At 68.5% G+C, this 13,716-nt stretch carries 11 protein-coding genes; 8 read left to right on the top strand and 3 right to left on the bottom strand.

Annotated elements, in window-relative coordinates; all coding sequences use genetic code 11:
- Nucleotides 1-2: 2 nt before the first annotated feature.
- Entirely contained in the window at nucleotides 3-608 is a 606-nt protein-coding gene (locus ASD34_RS13500; RefSeq protein ID WP_056578199.1) for a HupE/UreJ family protein, read from the bottom strand.
- A 29-nt stretch (nucleotides 609-637) separates the two neighbouring features.
- On the bottom strand, nucleotides 638-940 hold the full coding sequence (locus ASD34_RS13505; protein ID WP_056578201.1) for an urease subunit gamma: 303 nt from the start codon (nucleotides 938-940) through the stop codon (nucleotides 638-640).
- Between the two features lie 102 nt (nucleotides 941-1,042).
- Here ASD34_RS13505 and ASD34_RS13510 point away from each other — a divergent pair, with 102 nt between their 5' ends.
- From ASD34_RS13510 to ASD34_RS13525, 4 genes are all read left to right on the top strand, one after another.
- Nucleotides 1,043-4,657: an ATP-binding protein gene (locus ASD34_RS13510; protein ID WP_056582315.1), complete on the top strand. Its 3,615-nt coding sequence runs from the start codon at nucleotides 1,043-1,045 to the stop codon at nucleotides 4,655-4,657.
- Nucleotides 4,654-5,685, top strand: coding sequence for a response regulator transcription factor (locus tag ASD34_RS13515; RefSeq protein WP_235510064.1), 1,032 nt, complete (start codon nucleotides 4,654-4,656; stop codon nucleotides 5,683-5,685). Before ASD34_RS13510 ends, ASD34_RS13515 begins: the two co-directional genes overlap by 4 nt.
- 82 nt (nucleotides 5,686-5,767) lie before the next feature.
- Nucleotides 5,768-6,457, top strand: a complete 690-nt coding sequence (locus ASD34_RS13520; protein WP_235510065.1) for a hypothetical protein — start codon at nucleotides 5,768-5,770, stop codon at nucleotides 6,455-6,457.
- Nucleotides 6,458-6,561: 104 nt separating this feature from the next.
- Nucleotides 6,562-7,797 carry a pyridoxal-phosphate dependent enzyme gene (locus tag ASD34_RS13525; protein WP_056578202.1) on the top strand — a complete coding sequence of 412 codons (1,236 nt, stop codon included), beginning with the start codon at nucleotides 6,562-6,564 and terminating at the stop codon, nucleotides 7,795-7,797.
- Between the two features lie 21 nt (nucleotides 7,798-7,818).
- Here the strand turns inward: ASD34_RS13525 and ASD34_RS13530 are convergent, their stop codons facing one another.
- Nucleotides 7,819-8,127 carry a DciA family protein gene (locus tag ASD34_RS13530; protein WP_056578205.1) on the bottom strand — a complete coding sequence of 103 codons (309 nt, stop codon included), beginning with the start codon at nucleotides 8,125-8,127 and terminating at the stop codon, nucleotides 7,819-7,821.
- Nucleotides 8,128-8,331: 204 nt separating this feature from the next.
- Between ASD34_RS13530 and secA the strand changes: the two genes are divergently transcribed.
- The 4 genes from secA to ASD34_RS13550 are packed head-to-tail and all read left to right on the top strand — an operon-like array spanning nucleotide 8,332 to nucleotide 13,705.
- Nucleotides 8,332-11,118: a preprotein translocase subunit SecA gene (gene secA, locus ASD34_RS13535; RefSeq protein ID WP_056578207.1), complete on the top strand. Its 2,787-nt coding sequence runs from the start codon at nucleotides 8,332-8,334 to the stop codon at nucleotides 11,116-11,118.
- Nucleotides 11,119-11,148: 30 nt separating this feature from the next.
- Nucleotides 11,149-12,378, top strand: a complete 1,230-nt coding sequence (argJ, locus tag ASD34_RS13540; RefSeq protein ID WP_056578209.1) for a bifunctional glutamate N-acetyltransferase/amino-acid acetyltransferase ArgJ — start codon at nucleotides 11,149-11,151, stop codon at nucleotides 12,376-12,378.
- Entirely contained in the window at nucleotides 12,375-13,250 is an 876-nt protein-coding gene (locus tag ASD34_RS13545) for an ATP-binding protein (protein WP_056578211.1), read from the top strand. The genes argJ and ASD34_RS13545 overlap by 4 nt, the downstream gene beginning before the upstream one ends.
- Nucleotides 13,247-13,705, top strand: a complete 459-nt coding sequence (locus tag ASD34_RS13550; RefSeq protein ID WP_056578212.1) for an NUDIX domain-containing protein — start codon at nucleotides 13,247-13,249, stop codon at nucleotides 13,703-13,705. The genes ASD34_RS13545 and ASD34_RS13550 overlap by 4 nt, the downstream gene beginning before the upstream one ends.
- Nucleotides 13,706-13,716: the final 11 nt, after the last annotated feature.

Consider the following 13,716-nt stretch of genomic DNA (forward strand, 5'->3'; position numbering starts at 1 on the left):
CCTCAGACGGCCTGGGCCAGCAGCGTGGCGCCCAGCGCGACCACGGCGGCGCCGGCGACGCGCGATAGCCAAGTGCCCCAGACGTTGGCATGGCGCAGCGCCCAGCCCAGCGCGATGCCCACCGCGTGCAGCAGCAGCGTGGCGCTGACCATGCCGGCCAGCGTGAGGGCCGCGCCGTGTTCGCCCGCCAGTTCGTGGCCGTGCGCCACGCCGTGGAAGACGGCGAACAGGCCCACGACGGCCACGGCGACGCCGGCCGGCAGGTGCACGCGCGTGGCGACCAGCGGGCCCAGAACCAGCAGCGAGGCGGCGATCATCGGTTCGACCGCCGGCAGCTGCACGCCGGCCAGCCCGGCCAGCGCACCCGCGAGCAGCATGCCCGCGAAGGCCAGCGGCGCCCACAGCAGGTCGGGCCAGGCGCGGCGCGCGACGAGGGCGCTCCACAGGCCCACCGCGACCATCGCCGCGAGGTGGTCGGCGCCCGTGAGCGGGTGCATGAAGCCGGTGGTGAAGCCGTGGTGCACGCCGCCGTCGACGCCGGTGTGGGCGCTGGCGGCCAGCGGCAGCAGGAGGGTGACGAGCAGGGCAGAAGTTTTTGCGAAGCGCATGGCGGGTTCTTTCTTCTTGTGGCGGAGGTTCAGACGATCGGCTGGTGGACGGTCACGAGCTTGGTGCCGTCGGGAAAGCTGGCTTCGACCTGGATGTCGGGAATCATCTCGGCGATGCCGTCCATCACGTCGGCGCGGGTGAGCACGCTGCGGCCCTCGCTCATCAGCTCGGCGACGCTCTTGCCGTCGCGGGCGCCTTCCATCACGGCGGCGGTGATCAGCGCGATGGCTTCCGGGTAGTTCAGCTTGAGCCCCCGCGCCTTGCGGCGTTCAGCCAGCAGGGCGGCCGTGAAGATCAGCAGCTTGTCTTTTTCGCGCGGGGTCAGTTCCATGGCGGCGGCTTCGTCGGGTGGCGGTCGGTGATTATGGGCAAGCCGGTCTCTTTGCAACAGTCGTGCCCTGTTCGCCAAATGCCGTACCCGGTGGCACGGAAGCTGCACCGAAAGGGTGTGAATTCCGCCGACCTACCTCTCCTGACCGACGACGCACCCCAGCGCATCGTCAAGGTGCGGCGCGACTACAACAGCTGGGTCGCGAGCGAAACGCTGGAGGACTACGCGCTGCGCTATACGCCGCAGCGCTTTCGCAAATGGTCCGAATGGCGGGTGGCCAACACGGCGTTCGGGGCGGCCTCGTTCCTGGTGCTGGAAGCGGTCGGCGCCACGCTGCTGGTGCAATACGGCTTTGCCAACGCCTTCTGGGCGATCCTCGTCACGGGGCTCATCATCTTCGGGGCGGGGGTGCCGATCAGCGTGTACGCGGCGCGCTACGGCGTCGACATGGACCTGCTCACGCGCGGCGCGGGCTTCGGCTACATCGGCTCCACGCTCACCTCGCTGATCTACGCGAGCTTCACCTTCATCTTCTTCGCGCTCGAGGCGGCCGTGATGGCCTACGCGCTCGAGCTGGCGCTGGGCATTCCGCCGGTGTGGGGCTACCTGGTGTGCGCGCTGGTGGTGATTCCGCTGGTCACGCACGGGGTGTCCGTGATCAGCCGGCTGCAGCTGTGGACACAGCCGCTGTGGCTGCTGATGCTGGTGGTGCCTTTTGTCTTCGTGCTCGTGCGCGATCCTGGTGCGTTCGCGGGCATCACGCACTACAGCGGGGCGAAGTCGGGCGCACAAGGATTCAATTTGCACCTGTTCGGTGCTGCGCTGACGGTCGGCATCGCGCTCATCACGCAGATGGGCGAGCAGGCCGACTACCTGCGCTTCATGCCGGCGCGCACGGCGGGCTCGGCGCGCCGCTGGTGGGCCGGCGTGCTGGCGGGCGGGCCGGGCTGGGTGGTGCTGGGCGTGGTCAAAATGCTGGGCGGGGCGCTGCTGGCCTACCTGGCGATCACGCACATGGTGCCGGTCGAGCGCGCCGTCGATCCGAACCAGATGTACCTGGCGGCCTACGAGTACGTGTTCCCGAACTACGGCTGGGCGGTGGCGGCCACGGCGCTGTTCGTGGTGGTCTCGCAGCTGAAGATCAACGTGACGAATGCGTACGCGGGCTCGCTGGCCTGGAGCAATTTCTTCTCGCGCGTGGCGCACAGCCATCCGGGGCGCGTGGTGTGGGTGGTGTTCAACGCGCTCATCGCCTTCATGCTGATGGAGATGAACGTGTTCGAGGCGCTGGGCGACGTGCTGGGCCTCTTCGCCAACATCGCCATCGCCTGGATGATGGCCGTGGTGGCCGACCTGGTCATCAACAAGCCACTGGGGCTGTCGCCGCCGGGCATCGAGTTCAAGCGCGCGCACCTGTGGGACATCAACCCGGTGGGCGTGGGCGCGATGGCGCTGGCGTCGGTGCTGTCGATCACCGCGCACCTGGGTGTGTTCGGGCCGCTGGCGCAGGCCTTCTCGGCGCTGATCGCGCTGGGCACGGCGTTGGTTGCGTCGCCGCTGCTGGCGTGGGTCACGGGTGGCAAGTACTACCTCGCGCGCACCTCCGATGCCGGCGGCTCCGTGCTGTTCGCGCCGGCGGAGGGCGGGCGCGACGTGCGCTGGGCGCGGGTCGAATCGTCTGGCAGCTACCAGCGCCTGAAGGTGCAGCACTGCGTGATCTGCGAGCGCGAATACGAAGGCCCCGACATGGCGCACTGCCCGGCCTACCAGGGCGCGATCTGCTCGCTGTGCTGCACGCTCGACGCGCGCTGCGGAGACCTGTGCAAGCCGCATGCGAGCCTGTCGGCGCAGTGGTCCGCCGTGCTGCGCTGGCTGCTGCCGCGCCGCAGCTGGCGTTATCTCGACACGGGGCTCGGGCACTTCCTGCTGCTGATGCTGGTCATCGTGCCGCTGCTGGCCGTGGTGTTCGGCGTGCTCTACCAGCAGGAGCTGCGGGCCCTGAGCGAGGGTGCGCTCGCGCTGGCGGCGCAGGCCGACGTGGCCGGGGCGCTGGCCGCCGTGCAGCAGGCTTCATTGCGCTCGGGCTTTCTCAAGGCCTACATGGCGCTGCTGGTCATCGCGGGCATCGTCGCGTGGTGGCTGGTGCTGGCGCACCAGAGCCGCAAGGTGGCGCAGGAAGAGTCGAACCGGCAGACCCACCTGCTGGTGCGCGAGATTGCCCTGCACCGCGAGACCGACCGCGCACTGCAGGACGCCAAGCAGAGCGCCGAAGAAGCCCGCGAGATCGCCGAGCACGCCAAGCGCGCGGCCGACCAGGCGCGGCGCGCGGCGGACCTCGCCAACCAGGCCAAGAGCCGCTACATCAGCGCCATCAGCCACGAGCTGCGCACGCCGCTCAACAGCATCCTGGGCTACGCGCAGCTGATGGGCGAAGACCATTCGGTGCCGCCGCACCGCCAGCAGGCGGTGGCCGTCATCAAGCGCGGCGGCGAGCACCTGCTGTCGCTCATCGAGGGCACGCTGGCCATCGCCCACATCGAGGCCGGCAAGCTCACACTCGATGCGAGGCCCATGCGCTTTGCCGACGCGATGCGCGAGCTGGCCGACATGTTCGAGCTGCAGGCGGCCGAGAAGGGCCTGCGCTTTCGCTTCGAGGCGGCCGGCACGCTGCCGGACGTGGTGCGCGCCGACGAAAAACGCGTGAGCCAGATCCTCATCAACCTGCTGGGCAACGCGATCAAGTTCACGGCAGCGGGGCAGGTGACCTTGCGCATTTCGTACGCGCGGGAGTTCGCCGCCATCGAGATCGAGGACACCGGGCCGGGCATGACGGACGCTGACATCGAGCGCATCTTCGAGCCCTTTGCGCGCGGCCACGCGGCGGTGTCGTCGGCGCCGGGCGCGGGCCTGGGCCTGACCATCGCGAAGATGCTGACCGACCTGATGGGCGGCGAGATGAAGGTGCGCAGCACGCCGGGCGAGGGCTCGCTGTTCTGCGTGCGGCTGTTCCTGCCACGCCTGCACGAGGCGGTGGCGGGCAGTGCGCGCATTGCGCCGGTGCCGCGCGCGCGGCGCGGCTACGAGGGCGCGCGCCGGCGGCTGCTGGTGGTCGACAACGAGGAGGCCGACCGCGAACTGCTGGGCCATGTGCTCGCGCCGCTGGGCTTCGAGCTGCGCAGCGCGGCCAGCGGGCACGACGCGCTGGATCTCATCGCCGCGGGCTACCGGCCTGACGCCATGTTCGTCGACCTCGCAATGCCCGGCATCGACGGCTGGGAGACCATCCGCCGCGCGCGCAAGCTGGGGCTGGCCGACGCGTCGGTGGCCATCGTGTCGGCCAATGCCTTCGACAAGGGCCTGGACAACGACGTGGGCATTGCGCCCGAGGACTTCTTCGTCAAGCCCGTGCGCCACAGCGAACTGCTCGACTGGCTGGAGCGCCGGCTCGCCTTGACATGGACCGACTCCGCCGCGCGGCCCGCGCCCGCCGTGGCCGCGACGCGCGCGATGCAGCCGCCATCGCTGGCGCGCCTGCGTGCGCTCGACGAGGCCGTGGGCCTGGGCTACTTTCGCGGCATCATGAACCAGCTCGACGACATCGACGCCGCGCAGCCCGAGTGCGCCGCGTGGACCGAGGCCCAGCGCGCGCTGGCCCGCCAGTTCCAGTTCGAAGCCATGGGCCGCGCGCTGGCTGAAGCCGCCGAGGGCGCCGCATGACCCTTCTGTCACCACCGACCCTGCTGACTTCGCCGCTCGCCCGCACGCTGCGTGAGCAGCAGGGCGTCCACGGCGACCTCGTGCTGATCGTCGACGACGTGCCCGACAACCTCGCCGTGCTGCACGACGCGCTCGACGAATCGGGCTACACCGTGCTCATCGCCACGAACGGCGAGCAGGCGCTGCAGCGCGCCGCGCAGGCGCGCCCCGACATCGTGCTGCTCGACGCGATGATGCCGGGCATCGACGGCTTCGAGGTCGCGCGCCGGCTCAAGGCCGATGCGGCCACCGCGCATATTCCCATCGTGTTCATGACCGGCCTCACCGAGACCGAGCACCTCGTGGCCGCACTAGAGGCGGGCGGGGTCGACTACGTCACCAAGCCGATCAAGCCGAAGGAGGTGCTGGCGCGCATGAACGTGCATCTGCAGGGCGCCCGCCGCGCGCGGCAGGAGGCGCACCAGGCCGGGCAGGCGCGCAACGCGCTCGACGCTTTCGGCTACGCGAGCATCACGGTGCGGCTGCCCGAGGGGCGGCTGATCTGGCAGACGGCGCTGGCGCGCGACCTGCTGGCGCGCTACTGCGAAACGCAGGCGCCCGAGACGCCGCCGGCCGTGCTCGACTGGTTGCGCCAGCACGCGCCCGAGGCCCGCGCACGCGGCATCGAGCCGCCCGCGCTGACCATCGCGCAGGGTGCGCGCAGCCTGAGCCTGCGGCTGCACCGCCAGACCGGCGAGGACGACGACGGCGACGAATGGATGATCGTCATGCGCGAGGTGTCGGACACCGCCGTGATCGAGGCCATGAGCCTGAGCCTGAAGCTCACGGCGCGCGAGGCCGAGGTGCTGTACTGGGTCGTCAAGGGCAAGACGAACAAGGACATCGGCGAGATCCTCGGCAGCAGCCCGGCCACGGCCAAGAAACACCTGGAGCGCGTGTACGTGAAGCTGGGCGTCGAGACGCGCACGGCAGCGGCCGGCGTGGCGATCAAGCGCATCCGCGAACTGCAGCCGCAGTTCGAGTTCTGAGTGACGTGCGGGCGGCGTCGCGTCATGGCGCGGACTTTCCGGCTTCCTAGAATGAGCCAGGGCTCTTCGAGAGACGCACGAGATGAAGAACAACAATCGCGCCGCACGCCTGCTCTTCGCCGCATGTGCGGCGCTGCCGGGCCTCGGCGCGCAAGCCGCCGGCCACTTCGATGTCGACGATGCCGGCACGCTCGATCCGGGCCAGTGCCAGTACGAAACCTGGTGGGGCCGCAGCGGCGCCGAGCCGGTCGCGACGGGCTTTCATGTCGGGCCGGCCTGCCGGGTCGGACCGGTCGAGCTGGGGCTGAACGCCGACCGGCTCTCGGCGCAGGGCGTTCATGCGGTCACGGGCGGCCCGCAACTCAAATGGGCCTTTGCCGGCACGGCCGCCGATGCGCCTTTCAGCGCCGCCGTGTCGATGGGCGCGGTGGCCGATGTGCGGCGCGGCGGTCGCTGGGGCGGCCAACTGGTCGTGCCGCTCACCTGGCGGCCCACGGAGAGCCTGCAATTTCACGCCAACGTCGGTGCCGACTGGGCGCTGGGCACCGGCGCGCGCACGCCGCGCGGCGGCCTGGCGGTGGCGTGGGCACTGAACGACGCGGTGTCGCTGATCGCGGAGCGCCATCGCGCCGGGGGCGTGTGGACGTCGCGCGTGGGCGGCCGCGTCAGCCTGACGCCGCTGATCAGCCTCGACATCGGCACCTCGCGCACCGGCCCGCAGGGAGCGCGCGGCGTGGTGATCGGGCTGAACCACGAATTCACATGGAGATAAGCGAAGAGAAACTCAAATCCGCTGCAAGGGGATGAATTCCCGTATCGGTGTTTTGATTGATTTTGAATAAGATTCCGTCACATTTATTAACGAGTCAACGATCCGTGACCCCATCGCCCGTTCTGGACTTCAAGTTCACCGCACCGCCGGAGAGCCCCGCGCAGACCTTCCTGCCCGGCCGGCCGGCCGGGGTGCTCGGCCGCTCGTTCACACCGGAGCGCAATCCGCGCTTGCAGGGTTTGCAGTGCCTGCGCTGTGACACGCTGTACCCGGTCACCCTCGCCAACGACGGCTGCCCGGCCTGCCGGCAGGCCGGCTTTCATGTCGGACTGCGCGCGAGCTACCGGCCTGGCGGTTCGGACGTGGTGCCGATGCCGTATGTGCAGGGCTTTTCGCTCGGCGAGGGGAACACGCCGCAGCACGACATGCCCGCGCTGGCGCAGCAGTTCGGCGTGGCGCGCCTGAGCATCAAGGACGAATCGCGCAACCCGACCGGCTCGCCGAAGGACCGCCTGACCGCGATGGGCGTGGCGCAGGCGCTGGACGCCGGCGCCCACACGCTGGTGCTCGCATCGTCGGGCAATACGGCGGTGTCGGCGGCACATTACGCGTGGGCTGCGGGGCTTGGCTGCGAGGTGGCCACCTACGAGACGATGCCCGCGACCTATGCGCGCCAGCTCGATGCGCTGGGCGCACGCCGTTATGTGTTCGCAGACAACACCGGCCGCTGGGGCTTCGTGCGCGAGCGCTCGCAGTACCCGGGGTATTTCGCGCTGACCAACTACCGCCTGCCGGCGCTCGGCAACGCGCCGCTGGGCGTGGAGGGCTACAAGGCCATCGCCGAAGAATGCCTGCAGGACGGCGGCCTGCCCGACCACGTCGTGGTGCCGACAGGGCGGGGCGACATGGCCTGGGGCATCTACGCCGGCTTTTGCGAGTTGCTGGCGGCGGGGCGCATCGCGCGCCTGCCGCGGATGTGGCTGGTCGAGCCCTTCCCGCGGCTGTCGCGCGTGCTCGAGGGCGGCGCGCTCAACGGCAGCTATCCCGGTCGCACGGCGCAGTTGTCGAGCGCGGGCGCGACGGTCACTTACCTCCAATGGCAGGCCGCCACGGCCAGCGGCGGTGGCGCGGTGGTGGTGGGCGACGACGAAGCCCGCGCGGCGCGGCGGCTGCTCACCGCGGCCGGCGTGAGCGCCGAACTGGCGGCGGCGGCGGGACTGGGGGCGGTGCGGCAACTGCGCGAGGCCGAGACCATCGCGGCCGATGCGCACGTCATGCTGGTGCTGACCTCGGACGCATCGAGCGATCCGAGCTGGCCCGATCGCGCCGTGGTCGCTTGAAGCGGTGTGCGGTCCCGGGGCTCAGCGCCCCGTGTACACCTTGATGCGGATCGTCGCGACGTCCCAGCCCCGGTTCTTCAGGCGCGTGACCAGCATCGGCGACAGCTGGCGCAGCTTGGCCGCCGCGGCGCTGCCCTTGACCAGCAGGCACCACACATCGCCCTCGGCCGGCCCTGGCTGGATGGCCGCGCGCATGGCCGGCGGAATCAACCCTTCGATGGCTTTGAGCCGCTCTGCGGTGTCCCGCGCGCGCGCCATCAGGCTCCCCAGGGTCGGGGCGCCTGCCGCAGCTTCGTGCAGTGAAATGGCGGGGGGGAGACGGCGATACATGGGTAATCCAGGGGTTAGAAACAAGACAGCTAAAATGCCCGGTTTGCCGACGCTTGCGTCGGCGTTTGTTCCGGAACGGGGCCATCCGACTTCGAGACTTGCCAAGCTTGCATTCGAAGAAGGTGCGCCCAACTGCTTTCACCATATCTTAGGGAATCCGGTCGCAGTGCCTGTCGTGTCAGGTGCCCGCCCCTCTCCACGCCCATGGCAACCAACTTCCTGACCCAGATCTTCGGCAGTCGCAACGACCGGCTCCTCAAGCAGTATCGCAAGACGGTGACGCGCATCAATGCGCTCGAACCCGAGTTCGAAAAGCTCAGCGACGACGCGCTGCGCGCCAAGACGCAGGAATTCAAGGACCGCATCGCCAAGGGCGAGACGCTCGACGACCTGCTGCCCGAAGCCTTCGCCACCGTGCGCGAAGGCTCCAAGCGCGTCATGAAGATGCGCCACTTCGACGTCCAGTTGCTCGGCGGCATGGCGCTGCACAACGGCAAGATCTCCGAAATGCGCACGGGCGAAGGCAAGACGCTGACCGCCACGCTGCCCGTGTACCTGAACGCGCTGTCCGGCAAGGGCGTGCACGTGGTCACGGTGAACGACTACCTGGCCAACCGCGACGCGACCTGGATGGGCCGCCTGTACAACTTCCTGGGCCTGTCGGTCGGCATCAACCTGCCGCAGATGCCGCGCGAGGAAAAGCAGGCCGCCTACGGCAGCGACATCACGTACGGCACGAACAACGAGTACGGCTTCGACTACCTGCGCGACAACATGGTCTACGAGCCCGGCGACCGGGTGCAGCGCGGCCTGAACTACGCGATCGTCGACGAGGTGGACTCCATCCTGATCGACGAGGCCCGCACGCCGCTGATCATCAGCGGCCAGGCCGAAGACCACACCGACCTGTACCTGGCGATCAACAAGGTGGTTCCGCTGCTCAAGAAGCAGGAAGGCGAAGCCGATCCGCGCACGGGCGAGGGCGTCACGGTGCCCGGCGACTTCACGGTCGACGAAAAAACCCACCAGGTGTTCCTGACCGAAGACGGCCACGAGAACGCCGAGCGCATCCTGGGCGAACTGAAGCTGATTCCCGAAGGCGCGTCGCTGTACGACCCAGCCAACATCACGCTGATGCATCACCTGAATGCTGCGCTGCGTGCCCGCCACCTGTACCACCGCGACCAGCACTACGTGGTGCAGCAGGGCGAAGTGGTCATCGTCGACGAATTCACCGGCCGCCTCATGAGCGGTCGTCGCTGGAGCGACGGCCTGCACCAGGCCGTCGAAGCCAAGGAGGGCGTCGAGATCCAGGCCGAGAACCAGACGCTGGCCTCGATCACCTTCCAGAACTACTTCCGCCTGTACGGCAAGCTGGCCGGCATGACCGGCACGGCCGACACCGAGGCCTACGAGTTCCAGGAAATCTACGGTCTGGAGACCACGATCATTCCGCCGAACCGCATCAGCAAGCGCGACGACCAGCTCGACCGCGTCTACAAGACCACGCGCGAGAAGTACGAGGCGGCCATCCAGGACATCCGCGAGTGCTACGAGCGCGGCCAGCCGGTGCTGGTGGGCACCTCGTCGATCGAGAACTCCGAAATCATCGATGCCCTGCTGGAGAAGGCGGGTCTGCCGCACCAGGTGCTGAACGCCAAGCAGCACGCCCGCGAAGCCGACATCGTCGCGCAGGCCGGCCGCACGAAGATGATCACCATCGCGACCAACATGGCTGGCCGCGGTACCGACATCGTGCTGGGTGGCAACATCGAGAAGATGATCGAGGCGATCGAGGCCGACGAAGGCCGCGACGAGGCCACCAAGCAGGCCGACATCGCGCACGTGCGTGCCGAGTGGACCAAGGACCACGAGTTCGTGAAGTCGCTGGGCGGCCTGCGCATCATCGCCACCGAACGCCATGAATCGCGCCGCATCGACAACCAGCTGCGCGGCCGTTCGGGCCGCCAGGGCGACCCGGGTTCGTCGCGCTTCTACCTGAGCCTGGACGATCCGCTGATGCGCATCTTCGCGGGCGACCGCGTGAAGGCGATCATGGACCGCCTTAAGATGCCCGACGGCGAAGCCATCGAGGCCGGCATCGTCACGCGCAGCATCGAGAGCGCGCAGCGCAAGGTCGAGGCGCGCAACTTCGACATCCGCAAGCAGCTGCTCGAGTACGACGACGTGTCGAACGACCAGCGCAAGGTGATCTACCAGCAGCGCAACGACATCCTCGATGCGGCCGACCTCACGGCGCAGATCGCTGCGCTGCGCGAAGGCTGCTTCACCGACCTCGCGCGCCAGTACGTGCCGCGCGAATCGGTCGAAGAGCAGTGGGACCTCGACGGCCTCGAGAAGAGCCTCTTCAACGAGTGGGGCATCGACATGCCGCTCAAGAAGATGGTCGAGGCCTCGGAAGCCATCTCCGACGAGGAAGTGGTCGAGAAGATCGTGGCCTACGCCAACGAGAGCTTCGAGGCCAAGGTCGCGCTGATCGGCCAGGAGAACTTCACCCAGTTCGAGCGCATGGTGCTGCTGCAGAGCATCGACACCCACTGGCGCGAACACCTGGCTTCGCTTGACTACCTGCGCCAGGGCATCCACCTGCGCGGCTATGCGCAAAAGCAACCCAAGCAGGAATACAAGCGCGAGGCCTTCGAGCTTTTCGGCCAGCTGCTCGACTCGGTGAAGAACGAAGTCACGCGCCAGCTCATGACGGTGCGCGTGCAGTCGGGCGAACAGCTCGAGCAGGCGGCCGAGGAAATGGAAAGCCGCGGCGAGAACGTCTCGAACATCACCTACACCGCGCCCACCGAGAGCGGGGAGGTCGAGGTGCGCGTCGACGACGAAAACCAGCGTCGCCTCGCGGCCGTCGGCACCGGTGCCTTGAGTGCCGAAGCCGCCGCCTTTGCGCGCGTCGGCCGCAACGACCCCTGCCCCTGCGGCAGCGGCAAGAAGTACAAGCAGTGCCACGGCAAGCTCAGCTGAAGCCCCGCACTTTTCATTGAGAGAAATCCCATGCCCGTGAACCTGTCCGCTCCCGATCCCGCCGCCTTGTTCGCGGTGCCCGGCGTCCGCATCGGCGTGGCCGAAGCCGGCGTGCGCAAGGCCAACCGCAAGGACCTGACCGTCGTGCTGATCGACGAAGGTTCGGCGGTCGGCGGCGTGTTCACGCAGAACCGTTTCTGCGCCGCGCCGGTGCAGGTCTGCCGCGACCACCTGGCGGTCAACTACGGCATCCGCGCGATGGTCATCAATACCGGCAATGCCAACGCCGGCACCGGCGAAGACGGCCTGATGCGCACGCGCTCCACCTGCATTGCGCTGGCACGCCACCTGGAGCTGGCTCCCGAGCAGATCCTGCCGTTCTCGACCGGCGTGATCATGGAGCCGCTGCCCGTGGACCGCATCGAAGCCGGCCTGCCGGCCGCGCTGGCCGATGCGTCGGAAAGCAACTGGGGTCGTGCCGCCGAAGGCATCATGACCACCGACACGATCCCCAAGGCGTTCAGCCGGCAGGTGAAGATCGGAGGCGCCACGGTGACCATCACCGGCATCAGCAAGGGTGCCGGCATGATCCGCCCGAACATGGCGACCATGCTGGGCTTCATGGCGACCGACGCGAAGATCGACCCGTCGCTGATCCAGCCGCTGGCCAAACAGCTGGCCGATGCTTCGTTCAATCGCGTGACCATCGACGGCGACACCTCGACCAACGACTCGTTCGTGGTCATCGCCACGCAGAAGGCCGCGCACGCGACCATCACCTCGCTCGACTCGGCCGACGGCCAGGCGCTCGTGGCGGCGATGCGCGACGTGGCCCGCCTGCTGGCGCAGGCCATCGTGCGCGACGGCGAAGGCGCGACCAAGTTCATCACCATCCAGGTCGATGGCGGCAAGGACACGGCCGAGTGCCGCCAGGTGGCCTATGCCGTGGCGCATTCGCCCCTGGTCAAGACCGCGTTCTTTGCCAGCGACCCGAACCTGGGCCGCATCCTGGCGGCTGTCGGCTACGCCGGCATTGCCGACCTCGACCAGACCGGCATCGACCTGTTCCTGGACGACGTGCATGTGGCGGTGAAGGGCGGGCGCAATCCGTCGTACCGCGAGGTAGACGGCCAGCGCGTGATGAAGCAGAGCGAAATCACCGTGCGCATCGGCCTGGGCCGCGGCACCGCCACCGAAACCGTGTGGACCTGCGACTTCAGCCACGAGTACGTGACCATCAACGCCGACTACCGGTCATGAACGAGCAGTTCCAGAAGCTCATCGAACGCGCCGAGCAGCTCATCGGCCGCATCGAATCGATCCTGCCTCAGCCGCTGGCCGCGCCGACCGATTGGAGCGCTTCCATCGCCTGGCGCTACCGCCGCCGCAGCTCGGGCCATGGCGTGCTGGAGCCCGTGAAGCACGTGGCCACAATGGCGCTCGATTCGTTGAAGGAAATCGACGTCCAGAAGGAAAAGATCGAGCGCAACACACGCCAGTTCGTCGAAGGCAAGCCGGCCAACAACGTGCTGCTGACCGGCGCGCGCGGCACGGGCAAGTCGTCGCTGATCCGCGCCTGCCTGCAGGCCTATGCGCCACAGGGCCTGCGCCTGATCGAGGTCGACAAGGCCGAGCTGACCGACCTGCCCGACATCGTCGAGGTGGTGTCGCAGCGCCCCGAGAAGTTCATCGTCTTCAGCGACGACCTGAGCTTCGACGAGGGTGAGCCGGGCTACAAGGCGCTCAAGTCGATCCTCGACGGATCGATTGCCGCATCGACGCCCAACGTGCTGATCTACGCGACCAGCAACCGGCGCCACCTGCTGCCCGAGTACATGAAGGACAACCTCTCGTACACCCACACCGAGGACGGCGAAGTCCATCCGGGCGAGGTGATCGAAGAGAAGATCTCGCTGTCGGAGCGCTTTGGCCTCTGGGTGAGCTTCTACCCTTTCACCCAGAGCGAATACCTGACGATCGTGGGCCAGTGGCTCTCGTCGTTCGGTGTCGATGAGGCCGCCATCGCGGCGGCACGGCCCGAGGCGCTCGTGTGGGCGCTGGAGCGCGGCTCGCGCAGCGGCCGCGTGGCCTACCAGTTCGCGCGCGACTACGCAGGGCGGGCCGGCGCGTGAGCGAGGCTGCGCAATCGGCGCGCAAGCACACCGAAGTGGCCGTCGGCGTGCTGATCCGTCTGGCTGACGATGCGCTGCTGCTCACCACCCGGCCCGAAGGCAAGGCCTACGCGGGCTACTGGGAGTTTCCGGGCGGCAAGATCGAGGCCGGCGAAACGGTCGAGGAAGCCCTGCGTCGCGAGCTGCAGGAAGAACTGGGCATCACCATCGGTGGCGCCGAGGTCTGGAAGGTCACGGAGCACGACTATCCGCACGCGCTGGTGCGCCTGCACTGGTGCAAGGTGACCGACTGGACCGGCGAATTCGAAATGCGTGAAAGCCAGGCCATGGCCTGGCAGCAATTGCCGCTCGACGTGGCGCCGGTGTTGCCGGGCGCGCTGCCGGTGCTGGCGTGGCTGGTCGAGGAACGCGGGCTGCCCGCGTCGGCTGCCGAGGCGGTGTCGACCGTCGCCTGACGACGCACGGC

The sequence above is a fragment of the Variovorax sp. Root473 genome (assembly GCF_001426505.1).
Lineage (GTDB): Bacteria > Pseudomonadota > Gammaproteobacteria > Burkholderiales > Burkholderiaceae_C > Variovorax.

What these genes read in the sequence shown, in the direction of transcription:
- ASD34_RS13515 (WP_235510064.1), top strand. Translation starts at nt 4,654, where the DNA reads ATGACCCTTCTGTCACCACCGACCCTGCTGACTTCGCCGCTCGCCCGC.
- secA (WP_056578207.1), top strand. Translation starts at nt 8,332, where the DNA reads ATGGCAACCAACTTCCTGACCCAGATCTTCGGCAGTCGCAACGACCGG.
- ASD34_RS13500 (WP_056578199.1), bottom strand. Translation starts at nt 608, where the DNA reads ATGCGCTTCGCAAAAACTTCTGCCCTGCTCGTCACCCTCCTGCTGCCG.
- ASD34_RS13520 (WP_235510065.1), top strand. Translation starts at nt 5,768, where the DNA reads ATGAAGAACAACAATCGCGCCGCACGCCTGCTCTTCGCCGCATGTGCG.
- argJ (WP_056578209.1), top strand. Translation starts at nt 11,149, where the DNA reads ATGCCCGTGAACCTGTCCGCTCCCGATCCCGCCGCCTTGTTCGCGGTG.
- ASD34_RS13530 (WP_056578205.1), bottom strand. Translation starts at nt 8,127, where the DNA reads ATGTATCGCCGTCTCCCCCCCGCCATTTCACTGCACGAAGCTGCGGCA.
- ASD34_RS13505 (WP_056578201.1), bottom strand. Translation starts at nt 940, where the DNA reads ATGGAACTGACCCCGCGCGAAAAAGACAAGCTGCTGATCTTCACGGCC.
- ASD34_RS13545 (WP_056578211.1), top strand. Translation starts at nt 12,375, where the DNA reads ATGAACGAGCAGTTCCAGAAGCTCATCGAACGCGCCGAGCAGCTCATC.